General features: G+C 63.2%; 20 protein-coding genes. 3 read left to right on the forward strand and 17 right to left on the reverse strand.

Annotated elements, in window-relative coordinates; genetic code table 11:
* Positions 1–62: 62 nt before the first annotated feature.
* From ACZ5YV_RS07460 to ACZ5YV_RS07525, 14 genes are all read right to left on the reverse strand, one after another.
* On the reverse strand, positions 63–1,238 hold the full coding sequence (locus ACZ5YV_RS07460) for an RsmB/NOP family class I SAM-dependent RNA methyltransferase (RefSeq protein ID WP_464787064.1): 1,176 nt from the start codon (positions 1,236–1,238) through the stop codon (positions 63–65).
* A 12-nt stretch (positions 1,239–1,250) separates the two neighbouring features.
* Complete coding sequence (guaB, locus tag ACZ5YV_RS07465) at positions 1,251–2,708, reverse strand: IMP dehydrogenase (RefSeq protein ID WP_464787065.1); 1,458 nt, start codon at positions 2,706–2,708, stop codon at positions 1,251–1,253.
* Positions 2,709–2,852: 144 nt separating this feature from the next.
* Complete coding sequence (locus tag ACZ5YV_RS07470; RefSeq protein ID WP_464787066.1) at positions 2,853–3,203, reverse strand: hypothetical protein; 351 nt, start codon at positions 3,201–3,203, stop codon at positions 2,853–2,855.
* Positions 3,204–3,292: 89 nt separating this feature from the next.
* The gene (gene ftsH, locus ACZ5YV_RS07475; RefSeq protein ID WP_464787067.1) at positions 3,293–5,242 is read right to left on the reverse strand and encodes an ATP-dependent zinc metalloprotease FtsH; all 1,950 of its coding nucleotides are present in this window, start codon (positions 5,240–5,242) and stop codon (positions 3,293–3,295) included.
* 73 nt (positions 5,243–5,315) lie between these two features.
* A complete protein-coding gene (locus tag ACZ5YV_RS07480) occupies positions 5,316–5,507 on the reverse strand; it encodes a hypothetical protein (protein ID WP_196224194.1) in 192 nt (63 codons plus the stop codon).
* Positions 5,508–5,718: 211 nt separating this feature from the next.
* Positions 5,719–6,669 carry a tRNA lysidine(34) synthetase TilS gene (gene tilS, locus ACZ5YV_RS07485; protein WP_464787068.1) on the reverse strand — a complete coding sequence of 317 codons (951 nt, stop codon included), beginning with the start codon at positions 6,667–6,669 and terminating at the stop codon, positions 5,719–5,721.
* Positions 6,670–6,678: 9 nt separating this feature from the next.
* Positions 6,679–7,584: a tetratricopeptide repeat protein gene (locus tag ACZ5YV_RS07490; RefSeq protein WP_464787069.1), complete on the reverse strand. Its 906-nt coding sequence runs from the start codon at positions 7,582–7,584 to the stop codon at positions 6,679–6,681.
* Between the two features lie 132 nt (positions 7,585–7,716).
* The gene (locus tag ACZ5YV_RS07495; RefSeq protein ID WP_464787070.1) at positions 7,717–8,646 is read right to left on the reverse strand and encodes a helix-turn-helix domain-containing protein; all 930 of its coding nucleotides are present in this window, start codon (positions 8,644–8,646) and stop codon (positions 7,717–7,719) included.
* Positions 8,647–8,736: 90 nt separating this feature from the next.
* Complete coding sequence (ptsP, locus tag ACZ5YV_RS07500) at positions 8,737–11,013, reverse strand: phosphoenolpyruvate--protein phosphotransferase (protein ID WP_464787071.1); 2,277 nt, start codon at positions 11,011–11,013, stop codon at positions 8,737–8,739.
* Positions 11,014–11,221: 208 nt separating this feature from the next.
* A complete protein-coding gene (locus ACZ5YV_RS07505) occupies positions 11,222–11,689 on the reverse strand; it encodes an SRPBCC family protein (protein ID WP_464787072.1) in 468 nt (155 codons plus the stop codon).
* Positions 11,686–12,174 carry a VOC family protein gene (locus tag ACZ5YV_RS07510; protein WP_449473575.1) on the reverse strand — a complete coding sequence of 163 codons (489 nt, stop codon included), beginning with the start codon at positions 12,172–12,174 and terminating at the stop codon, positions 11,686–11,688. The genes ACZ5YV_RS07505 and ACZ5YV_RS07510 overlap by 4 nt, the downstream gene beginning before the upstream one ends.
* Before the next feature lie 11 nt (positions 12,175–12,185).
* A complete protein-coding gene (locus ACZ5YV_RS07515) occupies positions 12,186–12,989 on the reverse strand; it encodes a VOC family protein (protein ID WP_464787073.1) in 804 nt (267 codons plus the stop codon).
* 25 nt (positions 12,990–13,014) lie between these two features.
* Entirely contained in the window at positions 13,015–13,371 is a 357-nt protein-coding gene (locus tag ACZ5YV_RS07520) for a DUF1428 domain-containing protein (RefSeq protein ID WP_464787074.1), read from the reverse strand.
* Positions 13,372–13,402: 31 nt separating this feature from the next.
* A complete protein-coding gene (locus ACZ5YV_RS07525; protein WP_464787075.1) occupies positions 13,403–13,846 on the reverse strand; it encodes a VOC family protein in 444 nt (147 codons plus the stop codon).
* Positions 13,847–13,969: 123 nt separating this feature from the next.
* On the opposite strand from ACZ5YV_RS07525, the gene ACZ5YV_RS07530 reads away from it, so the two are divergent.
* Positions 13,970–14,638, forward strand: coding sequence for a winged helix-turn-helix transcriptional regulator (locus tag ACZ5YV_RS07530; protein WP_464787076.1), 669 nt, complete (start codon positions 13,970–13,972; stop codon positions 14,636–14,638).
* On the opposite strand, the gene ACZ5YV_RS07535 is transcribed toward ACZ5YV_RS07530, so the two are convergent.
* From ACZ5YV_RS07535 to ACZ5YV_RS07545, 3 genes are all read right to left on the reverse strand, one after another.
* The gene (locus ACZ5YV_RS07535; RefSeq protein ID WP_464787077.1) at positions 14,635–15,417 is read right to left on the reverse strand and encodes a hypothetical protein; all 783 of its coding nucleotides are present in this window, start codon (positions 15,415–15,417) and stop codon (positions 14,635–14,637) included. The genes ACZ5YV_RS07530 and ACZ5YV_RS07535 overlap by 4 nt on opposite strands.
* A 176-nt stretch (positions 15,418–15,593) precedes the next feature.
* Positions 15,594–16,607, reverse strand: coding sequence for an NAD(P)H-dependent flavin oxidoreductase (locus ACZ5YV_RS07540; RefSeq protein WP_464787078.1), 1,014 nt, complete (start codon positions 16,605–16,607; stop codon positions 15,594–15,596).
* 162 nt (positions 16,608–16,769) lie between these two features.
* Positions 16,770–18,035, reverse strand: coding sequence for an aspartate kinase (locus ACZ5YV_RS07545; RefSeq protein ID WP_196224203.1), 1,266 nt, complete (start codon positions 18,033–18,035; stop codon positions 16,770–16,772).
* Positions 18,036–18,197: 162 nt separating this feature from the next.
* Here ACZ5YV_RS07545 and ACZ5YV_RS07550 point away from each other — a divergent pair, with 162 nt between their 5' ends.
* Entirely contained in the window at positions 18,198–18,404 is a 207-nt protein-coding gene (locus tag ACZ5YV_RS07550) for a hypothetical protein (protein ID WP_464787079.1), read from the forward strand.
* A 42-nt stretch (positions 18,405–18,446) separates the two neighbouring features.
* The gene (gene ubiG / locus ACZ5YV_RS07555; RefSeq protein ID WP_464787080.1) at positions 18,447–19,184 is read left to right on the forward strand and encodes a bifunctional 2-polyprenyl-6-hydroxyphenol methylase/3-demethylubiquinol 3-O-methyltransferase UbiG; all 738 of its coding nucleotides are present in this window, start codon (positions 18,447–18,449) and stop codon (positions 19,182–19,184) included.
* Positions 19,185–19,418: the final 234 nt, after the last annotated feature.

Here is a 19,418-nt window from a genome sequence, read left to right on the forward strand (position 1 = left end):
TGTTTCAGGCGTTGATTCTGCCCGAGTGTCGTCATTTTGGCAGGGCTTGTCCATCGCCTCTTTCATGCACCGCGCCGAAGCCGGGCGAAATAGAAACCGTCCGTCGCGTCATGGCCCGGCGTCAGCAAACGGCCATGACCATGCGCCCGCCCGGCCGCGATCGGGATCGCCTCAGCCATCCATCCCTCGTGGCGATCGAGAAGCGCCTCCACCTGCCCCGCCCCTTCCTGATCGGTCAGGGCGCAGGTCGCGTACACAAGCACCCCACCGGGCGCCACCAGCGGCGCCGCAAAGTCCAATATGCGCGCCTGTTCGCGCACCAGCCGTTCCAGCCGCGCGGGATTCAGGCGCCAGCGAGCCTCAGGATTGCGCCGCCAGGTCCCGGTCCCGGAACATGGCGCATCAACAAGCACGACCTCCGCTTGCCCCTGCAGGCTCTCCAGCCCCCGCGCCTCATGCCCCTGATCCAGCAGCAAAGTCTGAATGAAGGTCGCCCCTGCCCGCTCGGCTCGCGGGCTGAGCCGTGCGAGGCGCGAGCGGATCGTGTCCGCCGCGATCAGCGTCCCTTGTCCGGCCATCGCCGCCGCAAGCGCCAGCGTCTTGCCGCCCGCTCCCGCGCAGAGGTCGATGACGGTCATGCCGGGCGCAGCGCCGCAAGCCGCAGAGATGAGCTGGCTGCCCGCATCCTGCACCTCGACCAGCCCCTGCTTCCACGCATCGCTCTGTTCGACCGGCCAACCCTCCGGCAGGCGCAGCGCGTCAGGCAAGCCGTCGATCGGCACCGCTTCGGGAAATAGCGGCGCGGCATCCTCCGGCGTCGCTTTCAGCCGGTTCACCCGCAAATCCACAGGCGCCCGGCCCAGCAACTCCTCCTGCTCGACCGGCGCTGCAAACAGCGACTTGAGCCAAGCGGGCACGGCCCCCGCGATGGCACCCGCCTCATCGGCAACGATAGGCCCAGGCCCATGCGGCGATCCATCGAACAGGTCCGCGATATCCGACCTTTCCCGCGCCAGCCCAATCATCGCCGCACGGCCATTTTCCGGCCGTTCCGCAGCCCGGCGCACAGCATCATAAACATGATCGCGCACCGCCCGCCGGTCGCGCGAACCGGCATAGCGCCGTTCCTTGAAATAGCGTGCGATCAGCGTATCGGCAGCCGGTCCACCATCGCGCGCCGACGCTATGATGGCGTCGAGCAGCTCGATCGCGGCCTGAACACGCGCAGAGGGGGTCACCCCTTCCTACCCTCAGCGGGTGGGGTAGTTTGGCGCTTCCCGCGTGATGGTCACGTCATGGACATGGCTTTCGGACAGGCCCGCATTGGTGATCTGAACGAAGCGGGCGCGCTCCTGAAGATCTTTGATCGTGCGGCTGCCGGTGTAGCCCATCGCAGCCTTCACGCCGCCGACCAGCTGGTGGATCACATCCTTCGCAGGCCCCTTGAACGGCACCTGCCCCTCAATGCCTTCGGGCACCAGCTTCATCTGGTCCTTGATGTCCGCCTGAAAATAACGGTCGGCAGATCCCCGCGCCATCGCGCCGACGCTGCCCATACCGCGATAGCTCTTGTAAGCGCGACCCTGATAAAGGAAGGTTTCGCCCGGCGCTTCGGCCGTGCCCGCCAGCAGCGAACCGACCATGACGCAGCCCGCGCCCGCCGCCAGCGCCTTCGCCACATCGCCCGAGGTGCGAAGCCCGCCGTCAGCAATCACCGGGACGCCATGCTTTGCCGCTTCATTGGCGGAATCCATGACCGCGGTCAGCTGCGGCACGCCCACGCCCGCCACCACGCGCGTGGTGCAGATGGACCCAGGCCCGATCCCGACCTTCACGCAGTCGGCCCCGGCGTCGATCAAAGCCTTGGTCGCCTCAGCGGTCGCAACATTGCCCGCCACGACCTGAACATGGTTGGACAGACGCTTCACCGCCTCGACCGCAACCGCGACCTGCTTGCTATGGCCGTGCGCGGTGTCAATGACGATCAGGTCGCATTCGGCGTCGATCAGCGCCTCGCTGCGCTCCAGCCCCTTGTCGCCCACTGTCGTCGCCGCCGCCACACGCAGGCGGCCCGAACCGTCCTTGGTCGCCTGCGGATAGGTGACGGCCTTCTCGATATCCTTGACGGTGATGAGGCCAACGCAATGATAGTCATCATCGACCACCAGCAGCTTCTCGATCCGCCGCTGATGCAGCAGACGCTGCGCTTCATCCTGGCCCACGCCCGCCTTGACCGTGGCAAGATTTTCCCTGGTCATCAGTTCGCTGACGGGCTGATTGGGGTTTTCCGCAAAGCGCGTATCGCGGTGGGTCAGGATACCAGCCAGCTTGCCGGAGGCCTCGACCACCGGAATGCCGCTGATCTTGTGGCGAGCCATCAACATCTGCGCATCTGCGAGCGTAGCGTTAGGCGTGATCGTGATGGGATTGACCACCATGCCGCTTTCGAACCGCTTGACGGCACGCACCGCATCCGCCTGCTCTTCAACCGACAGGTTGCGGTGAAGGACGCCGATGCCGCCCAGCTGCGCCATGACGATCGCCATGTCGGCTTCCGTCACCGTGTCCATGGCGGAGGACAGGATCGGGATGTTCAGCTTGATCTGCTTGGTCACATAGGTGCTGGTGTCCGCCTGGCTGGGCAGCACATCGGACTCGCCGGGCTGCAACAGCACGTCGTCAAAGGTGAGGCCGAGGCGGATATCCATGTGAAAGCCACTTTCTATTTGCGCGATCTGGCGGGCATCGCTGGGGATTCGTGGCGGCCCATGTAACCATTAACCAGCGAAACGGCCAGACCTTAGGCGCATTTTGTTGCTGGGTGCGTCACACCTCCGAGGGACAGGCGCTTTTCAGGATTTGGCAGCGGCACCCACAAGCCGATCCAGCCATGCCTGCGCCTGCTTCGGCTCCCCGACCGCCTGGGAACTGACCGGGCCGCGCGACGCAAGAAACTCCTGTTGCAGCTCGAACGGCGGCATCAAAAGTTGCTCCCGCGCCTTGTCGATGGCTTCCCCGATTTCCGCCAACTGTTCGATGACCGGAGCGATCGCGGCGCGGCTTGCTCGGTCCTCCTTATGCCCGAACAGGCCCCATTTCCCCGAAGCGGTCACGCGCAATGCGTCGATGAGCTTGTCGGTATATTCCGCCTCCAGTTCCAGGCGGCGGGTGTCCAGGCGCTCCAGTCGGTCAGCTTTTGCCATGACGATCCCTATCTCACCATGGTTGGGAAGCAGCAAATAAAAAGGGCGCCGCCCGACGGCAGCGCCCCTTTCAAACCACAGACCGCAGATCAGATCCCGGCAGGCGAAGGATCGCCGAACGGCCCTTTGCGCTTGCGCGTCTTGGGGATGGACGAGCCCGCCGCAGGGACGACCGACGGCTTAATCGTCGTGCCATCGTCGCGGGTGATCTCACCCTTGTCGAGCAGCGTCTTGATCTCTTCACCCGACAGCGTCTCATATTCCAGCATGGCGTTGGCCAGCAGGTGCAGCTGGTCCTCATGACCCTTCAGCACTTCCTGCGCCCGCGTATAGCCCTGCTCGACCAGTCCACGAATTTCCTTGTCGATCAGCTTCGCCGTCTCGTCCGACATATGGACGCGCTGGCTCTGTGAGTAACCGAGGAAGGTTTCGCCCTGCTGCTCCTCATATTGCAGCGGCCCCAGCTTGTCCGACATGCCCCACTGAGTGACCATGTCGCGCGCGAGCTTTGTAGCATATTGGATGTCACCCGAAGCACCCGACGACACCTTGTCATAGCCGAAGATGATCTCCTCGGCGACGCGGCCACCCATGGCAACGGCCATGTTCGCGTGCATCTTGTCACGGTGATAGCTGTAGCTGTCCCGCTCCGGCAAGCGCATCACCATGCCCAGCGCACGGCCGCGCGGGATGATCGTCGCCTTGTGGATCGGGTCAGACGCCGGTTCATGAACCGCGACGATGGCATGGCCCGCCTCATGATAGGCGGTCATCTTTTTCTCGTCCTCGGTCATGACCATGGAGCGGCGCTCGCTGCCCATCATGACCTTGTCCTTGGCCGCCTCGAACTCGTCCATGGCAACCAGACGCTTGCCCCGCCGGGCGGCCATCAATGCCGCCTCGTTCACGAGGTTTGCAAGATCAGCACCGGAAAAGCCCGGCGTGCCACGCGCAATCGTGCGCGGATTAACGTCGGGCGCCAAAGGCACCTTCTTCATGTGGACGGCCAGAATCTTCTCGCGGCCTTCGATATCGGGGCGCGGCACCACGACCTGACGGTCGAAACGGCCTGGACGCAGCAGCGCGGGGTCCAGCACATCGGGGCGGTTGGTCGCCGCGACGATTATGATGCCCTCATTGGCTTCGAAACCGTCCATTTCGACCAGCAGCTGGTTCAGCGTCTGCTCGCGCTCGTCATTGCCGTTGCCCAGGCCCGCGCCACGATGGCGACCGACCGCGTCAATTTCATCGATGAAGACGATGCAGGGCGCGTTCTTCTTCGCCTGCTCGAACATGTCGCGGACACGGCTCGCGCCGACGCCTACGAACATTTCTACGAAGTCCGAACCCGAAATGGTGAAGAAAGGCACGCCCGCCTCACCCGCGATCGCACGCGCCAGCAACGTCTTACCGGTGCCCGGCGAACCAACCAGCAACGCGCCCTTGGGAATCTTGCCGCCCAGCCTTGCGAACTTGGTCGGGTCTTTCAGGAACTCGACGATTTCCTGCAATTCCTCGCGCGCTTCATCGATGCCCGCAACGTCATCAAACGTCACCTTGCCATGCTTTTCGGTCAGCAGCTTTGCCTTGGACTTGCCAAAGCCCATCGCACCGCCCGCGCCGCCGCCCTTCTGCATCTGACGCAGCACGAAGAAGGCGATGCCCAGGATCAGCAGGAACGGCAGCGACTGATACAGCATGATCTGCCAGAAGCTCGGCTGCTCCTCAGTCTGTCCGGAATATTTGACGTTATAATCGTCAAGCAGTCCGGTCAGCCCCGGATCATTCACGGGAACGGTGTTGAACCGCTGCCCGCTGCTCAGCGTGCCGGTAATCTTGTCGGTCGCGATCGCGACGTCCTTGACCTGCCCTTCCTGAACTTTCGAACGGAATTCGGAATAGGCGATGCCGCTACCCGCCTGCGAAGCGGAGCGGCTGTCGAACATCGAGACGAATAGCAGCAGAGCGACAATCACCCCCGCCCAAATCATCGCGCTCTTGATCCAGGGGTTACCCTGCGGGTCCTTCTCGTCGTTCATCATCACTCTCTTTCACCGGGCAAGATAGGATGCTCCGGCAAAATCGCAAGCTGGGTGCAACGGTCTGCTGACGTTATCCGCCCACGAACTGCGACAGGGCGATATAGGCCAGGATCATGGCCAGGCCCGCCGATACGCCGCACAGCAGATATCCGACATACAGCAGCAACGGCGGATGCGGGCGAGCCAGCTTCCGGTTACGTTGCGCCGCCGAAAGGATCACACTGGCGAGCACACCATAGGTCAACGCCGCAAATTCGAACATAAATGACTTTCCATGCCTGAGTGCCGACCCCAATACGCATGGAGGCTATTAAGGAAAGGTCATTGCGCTGCAACAATTCGACGGATCGAGGCGTCGGCGCGTTGATCCGTGGAACCTTTCCGTAACGATCAATTGAACGCTCGAAGTCGTTTCGACAGAGACTCATCATCGCGGCTATCGGTGGGCCTTCGCACCCGAGATCGATTCGGATTCAGCGTCGGGGTGGCGCCACGCTAACTCTCCAGACAGCGCCCCCTTTCAGCAATAATCCGCCAAGGCTCGCCTGCCCACCCCGCATTGCTACCGCAATGGCCCGGTCGAGCGTGTCGCCGCGCGGTTCCGCGCCGGGTTCCGCCTCGGCAATGATGCGCAGCAACAAACGCCGCAGCAGCTCCCGAGGCAAATCCGTGCGGGTCAGCAGCCAAGCCTCCCCTTCCTTGCGAACATGCGCCGCCGCGATATCCTCGACCGTCCAGTCCAGCGCTTCCTCACACTCCGCTAGCGCCGCCGCACTGCGGACGGCACTTTGCGGGTCGAGCCATTCGGCGCCCTTCAGATGCCGTCGAATCACTGCCCGATCAAATCGCGGATCGATGTTGGAAGGGTCGTTTACGAAGGGAAGCCCGCGCTCACCCGCATAGTCCAACAGTTGCGCGCGTCGCACGCCAAGCAGGGGCCGCAATACCCGCCCCTGCCGCGCGCGGATCCCGGCCAGACCATTGACGCCGGCGCCCCGGTTTAGCCGCATCAGCACGGTTTCCAGCTGATCATCGGCATGATGCGCGGTGAATATCCAGTCGATCCCGCGATCGACCCTCCATTGCTCCAGCGCCGCATAGCGTTGGGTCCTCGCCCACTGCTGGACATTGCCGGTAGGAGGCGTGACCGGATGCAGAACGGCATGCGCGACACCGTTGCCATGGCACCACTGCCCCACCATTGCGGCTTCTTCCGCGGACTCTGGCCTCAATCCATGATCAACGGTGGCCGCTTCCACCCTACCCGCGAAGGCATGTGCAGCCATGGCAAGCAAAGCCATGCTGTCGGGGCCGCCCGACACCGCCACGCCAAAACGCAGTGAGGCATCGTCCCCCACCAGCGCACCAACCGATAGCGTCAGCAGCGCTTCCAGGTCAGGCTGAGCCGAATGCGGCGCGGCCATGCGGGTGCCTTAGCTGCACTTCGCCTTGGCGCGGCCCTTGTCCATCATGCCGCGCTGGCTGGCCGACATGGTGGCGCCATAGACCTGTTCCAGCTCCGCATAGACCTTGCACGCGTCGGCGGGCTTCTTGAGCTGGATCAGCGCCTCACCCAGATAGGCAAGGCTGTCGGCAGCGCGATCCCCCTTGGGGCGCTTCTGATAATTGTCGTAAAAAGCGACCGAGGCCAACGCAGGCTTGCCATCATCCAGATAGGCCCGCCCCAGCAGGTTCGAAGCGCGGCTCGCGACCGAAGTCGTGCCATATTTATCCACCGTCGCCTTCAGCTGCGCCTGCGCCTCGGGATAGAATTTGGCATCCCACAGACGATAGCCATAGCTATAGGCGTCGGCCGCCGCATCGCCGGTCGCGGGCCGTTCGATCGCCGCCACGGCCGCCTTGCGCGCCTCGGTCGCGCCACCATTGGTGCCCGGTTTCGGCGCCGTCTGGGTTGCATTATCTGCGGGAACAACGGGGCGCACGGGCGGCGGAGCGACCACCTCCGCGCGGGTCTGCGCCTCGGCCTTATATTTGTTGAACGCCTCTTCCAGCTGACGGATCTTGAAGCTGTTTTCCTCAACCTGTCCGGTCATCGAGGCGAGCTGCGATTCCAGTGCCCCCACGCGCGCCGTCAGATCGGCGACGGGCGATGATGACGGCGTGCCGGGCGGGACGGTGGTCGTCACCGGACGGTTGATTTCCGCTTCCAGAGGAGTGCCTGCGGGAAAGACCTTGCGCTGTACCGCGCGCATTTCCTTTTCCAGCCGGTCAACACGCACATCCAGCGCCACATTCTGGGCGGCCGCTGCTGGCGCGAACGCAACCATAGCGGGCGCCCCCAGCAGCAGGGCGGTTGTCGCAAACAAGGCGTAACGCATGATGATCCCCGACTAAAACTTAAATTCACCGACGATACGGCCCACAAAGGCCGCGCTCCCCGCTCTTAACCATAAGGCCATATTCGCCGCCGTAAAGCGGCACGTGCGGCTCAAACAGGGATTGGCGACGCCTTAATCCGCCGTGGGTTGGACAGCTGGTGCGGGCTCCGCCGGGGTCGCAGGCACTACGCTCCCGGTCACGGGCCGCGCGGCGGGCGTTTGCACAGCCGATGGGGCAGCCACGGGGGCAGGCGACGCGGCCGGAGCAGCAGGCGCCAGAGCAGCCCGCGCCAGCAACGCCGCCGCCGAAACCGGCACATCGGAAATCGTGCGATCAGGTGCGCCAAGCGGTGCAATAGGCTTGCCACCGACCGTAACCGTCAACGCTTGCGGACGGCCGGTCAGGATCATGGGGTTGCGGGCAGTGGCAGGCAGGGTGAAGCTCTCACCCTTCTTCATGAGGCCATCCTTCAGCCGATCGCCAGCCTCGTCATAAATGCGCAACCACACATCGTCGTTGGCGGTGAACACAACCGTCTGCACCACCGGCGCGGCGGGACGCGCGCCCGGCGCCGGTTTCGCGGCAACGGCGGGCTCGGCCTGTTCGGCAGCGATCTCCTGCCCCGTCGGCGGGGTCAGCATCTGCGTACGCCAGATGGTGAAGCCAGCCACCAACACAATCACGATAGCCGCAGCCGTCCAGGCAAGGACGCGCGACGGCACACGGGCTGGATCGGCCGGTTCGAACGCCTCGTAACGATTGGCGCCCAGTTCGGAATTATGGACGGCATGGCGCACATCGGCGGCAATGGCCACCTCGTCCAGATCGACCGCGCGAGCATAGGCACGGGCAAAGCCGACCGCATAGGGAATACCCGGAAGCGCTGAATAGTCGTCCCGTTCGATCGCCTCCAACTGACGTTGCGCGATGCGCGTGCGCGTCGCCACGTCCTGGATCGACAGGCCATGCGCCTCGCGCGCCGCGCGCAGCTTTGCGCCGGGAGTGCCTAATTGCACGTCCGGCGCCGTCGCGCCGCTTTCCACTTCGGGTTGTTCTGCCATGCTGCTCCGCGATCTTATAAGCCGGTCTTGTCTCATTCCGGCACAGGGATTGTCAACGCCGCCGGGGTCGTGCCTGACCCATTTTCCGGTTCAATTCAGTTCGATGCCCCGCTCATCCGCCCATTGCGTCAGCGCGCCACGAATATCCACGATCCCGTCGTCCAGCAGCTTGCGCATCAACGCCTGCAATTCGGCGGCATCGATAGCCCGGATCATGGCCTTGACCGGACCAACCGACGCGGGCGTAATCGACAAACGCCGAACGCCCAGGCCAACCAGCGCCATCGCTTCCAGCGTCCGCCCACCCATTTCCCCACAGACGCCAACCGGCACCTGATATTCCTCGCAAGTCCGCACCACGCGGCTGAGGAAGCGCAAGATGGCGATGCTCAGCCAGTCATAACGTTCCGCCAGCTTGGGATGCGCCCGATCGGCCGCAAAGAGAAATTGCGTCAAATCGTTGGTGCCGATCGACAGGAAATCGAGCTTTGGCAGCAACAGGTCCAGAACCTCCGCCAGCGCAGGCACCTCCAGCATCGCGCCATAGCGTACCGCCGTCGGCACCTTCTTGCGCTGGGACAGCAGCCATTCGCGCTGATGCTCGACCAGCGCGCGCGCCTGCTCATACTCCCATGGCTCGGACACCATCGGGAACATGATGTTCAGCACCTTGCCCGCCGACGCTTCCAGCAACGCCCGCGCCTGCGCCTTCATCAACCCGTCGCGGTCCAGCGCCAGCCGCAGCGCGCGCCAGCCCATCGCCGGATTGTCCTCCAGCTCCTCATCCTCGTCACGCTGCATATATGGCAGCGCCTTGTCACCCCCGATATCGACGGTGCGGAAGATAACCGGCCGGTCGCCCGCCGCGTCCAGCACATCCTTGTAAAGCCGCTGCTGCTTTTCCCGCTGCGGCAAAGTCGCGGACACGAGGAACTGGAACTCCGTGCGGAACAGCCCGATGCCATCCGCGCCGACAAGGTCCAGCGCCTGCGCATCCTCACGCAGACCCGCATTCACCATCAACTCGATACGCTGCCCGTCCGCCGTCACCGACGGCAGATCGCGCATCGCGGCAAATTCGGCCCGGCGCTTCTGTGTGACGTGCAGCTTGTTCTCGAACGCCTCGTCCATGTCCGCCGTCGGACGGATCAACAGGTTGTTCGACACGACGTCCATCAGGATGAGGTCGCCCTCATTCACCTTATGCCGGATTTCACGAACGCGCCCCAACACCGGCACGCCCATGGCGCGCGCAACGATGGTGACATGCGCGGTCAGCGACCCTTCCTCCAGGATCACGCCTTTCAACCGCCGCCGATCATATTCCAGCAGTTCCGCCGGACCCAGATTACGCGCAATCAGGATGGCGTCCTGCCTGAGGCCCATGGTCGCAGCCGTACCCAGCTGGCCCGACACGATCCGCAACAGGCGGTTGGCCATGTCCTCCAGATCATGCATGCGATCCTGCAACAGGGCGTCATCGATCTGCCGCATGCGCATCCGGGTGCGCTGCTGCACGCGCTCGATCGCCGCCTCGGCGGTCAGGCCGCTGTCGATCGCCTCATTGATGCGCCGTATCCAGCCTTCGTCATAGGCGAACATCTTGTAGGTTTCGAGCACCTCCTGATGCTCGCCCTCCATCCCGAACTCGACAGCGCCCGTCATGCGGTCGATCTGTTCGCGCATCTTGGTGAAAGCGGAAATGACGCGCTGGCGCTCCGCCTCGGTATCCTCCGCGACCGTATGTTCGACATGAACACGCGGCTGGTGGAACACCGCATGACCCCGCGCCATGCCCATGACCAACTGCAAACCCTGCAACATGATCGTGCCGGTATCCTGCACCCGCGAATCCGCCGGACCGTCGTCCGCCAGTTCGGCATTGGCGATCAATTCAGACAGCACCATGGCAACCGTCTGTAACGCCTCAATCTCGACTTCTTCATAACGGCGCGGTTCCACATGCTGCACGCACAACACGCCGATCGCGCGCTCGCGCCGTACAATCGGCACACCTGCAAAGCTGTGGAACAATTCTTCGCCCGTTTCCGGCCGGTAGCTATAGTCGGGATGCGCCGCGGCTTCGTCCAGGTTCAGCGTTTCCACATTGGTGGCGATCAGGCCGACGAGTCCCTCGCCCATCGCCATACGGGTGACGTGGACGGCCTCCTGCTTCAAACCGCGCGTTGCGAACAGTTCCAGCAGCCCCTCGCGCACCAGATAGATGGAGCAAACCTCGCTCGACAGCGCCTGGCCGATAATGTCCACGACCTTGTTCAGCTTGGCCTGCGCGCTCGTTCGCGCAGCCATCACCTCCTGCAAACTGGTGAGGATGTGGCGGGCGGCTGCGGCGGGCGTCGTAGGCATGGTAAAGCGCTAACAGATCGCAGCCCCCCTTTCCAAGAGGAAGTCAGGGTTAATCTGGAGGGAGCCCCATCAAATCGTCAAAAAGGCAAGCACCGCCCCCCAAATCCTCCCCATCGCCAGAGGGGGAGGGGGACCGCCAAAGGTGGTGGAGGGGAAAATGCCCAACATCAGCCCACCCTCCCCGCCTCGCGACAGGGAGGAGGCCCCATCAAGCCGTCGCCGCCGAAGTCTCGCACAATTCCTTGAACTGCTGCGCCATCTGGTCCCACCCGGGATGAAACCCCATTTCCTCATGCCGCTTCAGCGCTTCCCCGCTCCAATGCCGCGCCGTCGCGGTAAAGCGAGTCCCCTCACCCTCTTGCGCAAAGCTCCAGATCGACGTCAGGAACGGCTCCTGCGGTATCCAGCCGGACGCGTAAGCATCGGTCGATACGACCCGTTCTCCGGGCACCACCTCAAGGAAAATGCCCTCCATCGGCCCGGTATCCTCGCCATCGGGACCGAACATGCGCACGGCGCTACGGCCACCAGCGCGCAAATCTTCCTCGATCACTTCGGCCCGCCACGGCTTGGGGCAAAACCATTGATCCTTCAGGTCAGTCCACACCTTCCACACGATCTCGCGCGGGGCGGCGATGTGACAGCTGACCGACAGCTCATGTTGCGCGCTGCTCATACCGTCGCTCCCTCGTAAGCCGCCTTCATTCGGGCAAGGTCCAGCTTCTGCATGGTCATCATCACCGCCATCATTGGCTGGATGCCGGGACCGCCCTTCCGGTGCATCTCCATCACCTCTTCGGGCACCAGCTGCCAGGACAGCCCATATTTGTCCTTCACCCACCCACAGGGACCGGGCGAGCCGCCATCGGCCGTCAGCACATCGAAATAGCGGTCCAGTTCCGCCTGATCCTCGCAGGAGACCGACAAGGACACCGCTTCGGTAAACGGAAATTTCGGCCCGCCGTTCAGGCCCTGATAGCTTTGCCCGAACAGGGTGAACTCCACCATCAGCACATCCCCTCCCTTGAAAGGCGCGGGGCTGGGAACATCATGAGGATAGCGGCTGATCGAATCCACCGATCCGCCAAAGACCGAGACATAGAAGCGCGCAGCTTCCTCGGCCTGTCCGTCGAACCACAGACAGGGTGAAATCTTGGACATCGTTCTTCTCCTTACGCTGCGGTCGAACGCATGCCGACCAGCGCGAACATAGCGCCTTGCGGGTCGGTAGCCTGGATGATCCACGCGCCGCCCGGCACTTCGGCAGGACCATTGAGCACAGTGCCGCCGCCCGACTTCACCTTCTCCACGCCCGCATCAATGTCGGGCACCACGAAGTAGAACAGCCATTGCGGCACGGGCATTTGCTCGGGCTTGCGCATCATGCCGCCCTCCATCGCGTTGAACTCGGTTCCGCCGGACATGGAGAAAAGCTGATAGCTTCCCATCGGCCCCATATCCATCGCCTCGCCCTTCCCCCAGCCGAACTGGGACGTGTAAAAAGCCAGGTCCGCGTCGAAATTGCCGCTGTAAAGCTCGTGCCAGCCGACATGGCCGTTCGCCATCGGCGGCGCGGCGTCCATGCCATCGGGGCTTGATCCCTTGAGCAGCATGAAGATCGCCCCGCCCGGATCGCTGATCACGGCAAAGCGGCCGACGCCGGGAATATCTTCCGGCGGCCGCTTCACGCTTGCCCCCGCGCCGCGCAAACGTTCGGCATCGGCATCGACATCAGCTGATCCAACATAGCCGCCCCACCAGGGGGACATGCCGCAATCCTTCGCTTCGGCCGGAATCCGCATGATGCCGCCTAGCGGCCCCGCACTGCCTGACACGACATTATAGGGGTCGTCCGTCCGCTCGCCGCCAAAGGGCTGCGCCGTCCAGCCTACAACGTCGCCGTAGAAGGCGATCGCTGCGTCAGGGTCGCTGGTCATCAGTTCATACCAGAAGAATTTACCGGTGAAATCGGTCATCATCCGTCTCCTCTAAAAGGAAGTTTCAGGCCTTTTGGTCGAGCATCACATCGAACCCGCCATAGATCATCCGCGCGCCGGAAAAGGGCTGTTCCCCATCTTCCTGCATGCGGGGATCGTTCATCACCTTTTCCTGCCCTGCATCCCGCGTTGCCTTGTCAGGCCATTCGATCCAGGAAAAGACGACGTCCTCGCCCTCTTCGGCGACCACGGACGTGCGGAAGTCATTGACCTTCCCTACAGGCACATCATTGCCCCAGCATTCCACCATGCGCAGCGCGCCATGCTCCAGGAAGATCGGCGCCGCGCGGGCCGCAAGCTCCTGATAGCGTTCCTTGTTGCCCTTGGGCACGGGAACCACGAAACCGTCGATATAGCTCATCATCTCTCTCCTTATATCTGTCAGGACGGAATCAGGCGGCCGTTACCGGCTTGTTGCCAGCCAGGGCTGCGTCCATATCCATCCACGCAAGTTCCCAGATATGGCCATCCAGATCGGCGAAATCGCGGCCGTACATGAAACCATGATCCTGCAACGGATTGGGTTCCGTCCCACCCGCCGCGAGCGCCCTGGCCATCGTGGCATCCACCGCCGCCCGGCTTTCCTCGCTGAGTGCGAGCAGCACCTGCGCCGTTTCATGCGCATTGGGAATGCGGCGCGCCGTGAAGCTGGAAAAGCGTTCATGCGTCAGCAGCATGACGTGGATCGTGTCGGAAAAGCTGACCATCTGCGCGCTGTCATCGGCAAAGTCATTGTTCCGCACGGCACCGACCGCTTCGTAAAAGGCGATGGAAGCGGACAAGTCCTTCACCGGCAGGTTGACGAAAATCATCTTGGGCGCGGGGGCATCGGGCATCACGCATCTCCTTGAGCTTCGCGGCAAGGAGCTATCGCTCTCGACTCACCGCCTTGAACTTTTTGGACCCATAGATTATCTTATGCAACACATAAGTTAGAAAAAATAACTAAGGACTCGCAATTGAAAAAGCGCGCCTATCAGGATGGCTGTGCAGTTGCCCATGCGCTGGACCTTGTCGGTGACCGCTGGGCCATGCCCATCATGCGGGAATTGATGCTGGGTCCCAAGCGCTTCACCGATCTGCGCGCCAGCCTGCCCGGAATCAGCGCCAATGTGCTGACGCAACGGCTGGAGGAACTGGAAGCCGCCAGCGTCCTCATCCGCCGCCGCCTGCCCCCACCCGCCGCCAGCCAGATTTACGAACTGACGCAATGGGGCCGCGAGTCGGAAATCCTTTTCCAAGTCCTCGGCCGCTGGGCCTGCCGCTCACCCACGATGCAGCCCGGCCAGCCCATGAGCAACGTCTCGGTCGTCCTGTCGATGCGCACGATGATCGACCGCAGCCGCATCGGCGATCTGGACGCCGTGATCGGCTTCCGCTTCGGCGAGGAAGAATTTCGCGCGCTGTTAAAGGACGGCGACTTCACCATCGATCGCGGCTTAACCCAGGATGCCGACGTGCTGTTCAGCGGCGATCAGAATGCCCTCGCCGCCGTCGTCTACGGCGCAACCAGCTTCAACGACGTCGCCGACGCGCTCCAGGTCCAGGGCGACCACGCGTTGGCGGAACGCTTCGTGCGCCTGTTCCCCCTGCCCGCCAAGGCCCCCGCGACCCACCCCTCCGCTTAGCGCGTAATCGGGAAAGGCGGCACATTCACGCGCGGCGCGGACGTCGCGCCCGGCACCAGCGCCTGCCCGCTTTCCTCACGCAACCTTGGCAGCGCGGGCGGCGGGACGAACCCCGCCCCAATCTCCGCAGGCGGCTTGGGCGGAGGCGGCAGAGGGGTGGGCGACACGATCACCGTCACAGTCCCGCCAAAGCGCGACTGCCACTCCGCCAGCCGCCGCAGATAGTCGGCATAGGCCTCGTAAAATGCCTGAAACGGCTGCTCAAGCGCGGTCAACGCCTCCGGAGCATAGCCCAGCAACTGGCTCGACGGCAGCGCAAGCACCTTCGCCCCGACCTCAATCGCCGCCTTGCAGAAGGTCGGCTGAACCGGCGGCAGCGAGAAGAAATTATAGACGACCGTATTCAGCAACTCGCGCGACTGAAGGCCCCCGCTCCCATAAGCGGCGGTGTAGTTGCGATCGACCGCAGCATTTGCGTCCCGAAGAACGTCCTTATGCACCCGCAATATCTGATTATATTGCACCCGCGCCGGTTCGTTCACGCCATGGCAGGACAGCGCGGCGACATTCAGCGCCATCCGGACATGCCAAAGCGCCGTATTGGCCGTCACCCCGCGATTGGGCGTCAGAAATTTGCCCTGCGGATCAACCTCGGGAATGCTCATATCCTCCACTGCGCCCATCGGCGGCAGCGGCTTGATCGTCCGAACGACGGGGGGTGGAGGCGTCGGCGGCGCCTTGGGCGTGGAGCAGCCTGCAACCAGCGCCAGGGCGCCCACCGAAGCAATTGTCCAGACGCGACATGAAACAGCACGCAGCGGCAACCCGATATTCCCCATGATAAATTGTCTGAGGAAAAACTCATGGCAAAGCCGCGCGTTCCTGGCGATCACCGCCCGGATCACTTCGTCCCTCAAGAGATTCGGCTCGTCCCGATATCGGGACCGGGCACGCCTCAGGCGCTGCGCCGCTCCAGCGCGACCGCCGCCTCGGCCATCAATTGCGTAATAATCTCCGCAACCGGCTCTTCCTTGGTGACCATGCCGACCGACTGGCCCGCCATCAGCGACCCGCCCTCGACATCACCGTCAATCACCGCGCGACGCAGGGCGCCTGCCCAATAATGTTCGATCTGCAACTGCGCCTCGCCCATATCGACGGAGCCGCTGTCGAGCAGGTTCGCAACTTCCCGCTGCTTGGCGGTGAAGGCTTCTGTCCCATTATTCTTGAGCGCGCGCACAGGGATGACGGGCAGGCGCGGGTCGATCTGGACACTCGCGATCGCATCACGAGCGGACGCGCGGAAGAAGGATTTCTTGAAATTCGGGTGCGCAATGCTCTCCGCCGCGCAGGCAAAACGGGTGCCCAGCTGCACGCCCGCCGCACCCATCTCCAGATAGCCCGCGATCAACTCGCCACGGCCAATCCCGCCAGCAACGAACACCGGAAGCTGCGCGGCCATTTCCGGCAGAATTTCCTGCGCCAGCACGCTGGTCGACACCGGGCCGATATGGCCCCCTGCTTCCATGCCCTCAATGACCAGCGCATCGACGCCGGAACGAACCAGCTTTTTCGCCAGGCTCAGCGCCGGAGCAAAGCAGATCAGCTTCGCACCCTTCGCCTTGATCGCCTCGATGCTGCCCTTGGGCGGCAGGCCACCTGCCAGCACCACATGGCCGACTTCATGACGGGCGCACACCTCGATCAGGTCGAACAACTGCGGATGCATGGTGATGAGGTTCACGCCGAAGGGCTTGTTCGTCAGCGCCTTGGTCGCCGCGATTTCCTTGTCGAGCAGCTCGGGCGTCATCGCGCCGCATGCGATCACGCCGAACCCGCCAGCATTGGAGATGGCCGCGACCAGGTTCCGCTCCGACACCCAACTCATCGCCCCGCACATGATCGCAACCTCGCAACCGAGAAATTCGGTGCCGCGAGCCATCAGGGAAGTGAGTTTGGCGTTGGTCATTAGGCAGGCCTTTGAATCAAACAGCCCCTCCCTTTTAAGGGAGGGGTTGGGGTGGGTGCGGCGCGCCAGCGCCGTTCCCTGCTATCTGTATAGGGCAGAGGCTCGCTAACGCTCGCACCCACCCCCCGACCCCTCCCTTAAAAGGGAGGGGAGATTAATGTGTCAAGCGACCGGCGCGTCCAGACCATAGGCCGTGTGCAGCACACGCACCGCCAGCTCCGTCTCATCCTCGTCGATCAGCACCGAAACCTTGATCTCGCTGGTTGAGATGGCGAGGATATTGATCCCACGCTCGGCCAGCGACTTGAACATGGTCGAAGCGACACCCGCATGGCTCTTCATGCCGACGCCCACGACGCTGATCTTCGCGACCTTCGTGTCAGGGATCACGCGGTTGAAACCGATCTCTTCCTTCTGGCTTTCCAGCACGTCCAGCGCGCGGGCCAGATCCGCGCCCGGCACGGTGAAGGTCACGTCCGTCTCACCCTTGTCGCGGCCGACATTCTGGATGATCATGTCGACGTTGATCGCCGCATCGGCCAGCGGGCCAAAGATGTGCGCCACCGCGCCCGGCCGATCCGGCACGCGGGTCAGGGTGATCTTCGCCTCATTCTTGTCATGGGCGATGCCGGTGATGAGCTGACGTTCCATCTTGTCTTCCTTGAGCTTGGCTTCCAGTTCCTCTTCGCTGACGATCAGCGTGCCGGGGAGGTCGGTCTGGGTGGGATCATCGAAGGAGGAAAGCACCTGCACGACCACGCCTTCCTTCATGGCGAGGCCGACCGAGCGGGTCTGGAGCACCTTGGCTCCGACCGAGGCCAGTTCCAGCATTTCCTCATAGGTGACGAGGTCGAGCTTGCGCGCCCGCGCCACGATACGCGGGTCGGTGGTGTAGACGCCATCGACGTCGGTATAAATGTCGCAACGGTCAGCCTTCAACGCCGCCGCCACGGCCACCGCCGAAGTGTCCGAACCACCACGGCCCAGGGTCGAGATGCGGCCATCCTCCATCATGCCCTGGAAACCGGGGATAACCGCCACGGTGCCGCCGCGCATGGACGAAAGCAGGTCGATCGTATCGATCTCACCAATTCGCGCCTTGGCATGGGCTTCGTTGGTGCGGATCGGCAGCTGCCAGCCGAGCCAGCTGCGCGCGTCCACGCCCATGGCCTTCAAAGTCATGGCGAGCAGACCGCTCGTAACCTGTTCGCCGCTCGCGACCACGACGTCATATTCGGCCGGATCGTAAAGCGCGGAGGCTTCCTTGCAGAAGCCCACCAGCCGGTCGGTCTCGCCCGCCATGGCCGACACGACGACTGCGACTTCATGACCCTGCTCGACGACATGTTTGACGCGCGCGGCCACGTTGCGAATTCGCTCCATCCCCGCCATGGAGGTGCCGCCGAATTTCATCACGATGCGCGCCATTTGCCTGTCGAACCTGTCTACTTAAAGAGAATATCCCCCTCCGGGGGAAAAACGGCGCCGCTATAGCAGCAGCGGCAAATATGGCAAGCAAGCCATCGGTGGAGCGGAACCCCGTGTCTTCACCACTCATTCCTTTCATGCAAAGAATGGAAGGAACAAGCCATGGACGGAATACTGTACGGGCTTATCACGATCGGAGGCCCAATTCTGTTCGCGGCCGTGCTGATCTATGTGATGATGAGCAATCGACGGCATAGAAGCCCCGAAGAATTGGCGAGGACGGAAGCGGCGACGCGCGACCTGCGCCGCCAGCTGGATGCCGAGGATAAATATCTCGACGGCGAAGGGCCGCCCCCGCGCAAGAAATAAATGCCCGTGGCGCGTCGGCGCGCAGCTTGGTAGTCAGGGCGCATGGCCAATTCAGCGACAAGCACGATCGACCCCCGCGAAGCCGCCCACTTCGGCGCGATGGCGGCCGACTGGTGGGATCCCAAGGGCAGCAGCGCCATGCTGCACAAACTCAATCCGGTAAGGCTGCGCTATATTCGCAGCGCCATCGATCGGCACTGGCTGTGCGAAGAAAGCAGCTTCCACCCGCTTGAAGGCAAATCTGCGCTGGATGTAGGATGCGGTGCGGGCCTGTTGTCCGAACCTCTGGCGCGGTTGGGCGCTGCCGTCACCGCGCTCGACGCGGCGGAAGAGAATATCGCCATCGCCCGCGCCCATGCGGACGGTCAGGGCCTCCTGATCGACTATCGCGCAACGCCGGTCGAACAGCTTAACGCCGGAAGCTTCGATCTCGTCACCTCCATGGAAGTCGTGGAACATGTCACCGACCCCGCCGCCTTCGTCCGTGCGCTGGCGGGCAAGCTCAGTCCCAACGGCCTGCTCATCATGTCCACGCCAAACCGCACCCCACTCTCACGCCTCGCGATGATCCGCATCGGCGAAGGGATCGGCGGCATTCCAAAGGGAACGCACGACTGGGACAAGTTCTTGACGCCCGATGAACTGACCGAGATGCTCGTCAAGGCCGGACTGGAGGTGACCGATGTCACCGGCCTCTCCTTCGATCCGCGCAAGGGCTTCACCCTCTCGTCCAACAAGGCCATCAACTATCTGCTGACCGCCCGCCACGCTGCGGGCTGACCCGCCCGGCAGACACTGCATTCATTTAAAGCTTCGTGCGTTTGATCTGAATTACTCACCCCCGTTCGGGCTGAGCTTGTCGAAGCCCTCTCCTTTCCAAAAGAGAAGTAGAGCCCTTCGACAGGCTCAGGGCGAACGGAAATAAGAGGCAGTGCCGATTTAAAGCCCGCACACTAAGAAGCGGCCGCCACCGGGCCTGGCGCCGACCGCTTCCCAGCCCCCCCGCTCAGGGGC

Source organism: Sphingobium sp. TomTYG46 (assembly GCF_055396345.1).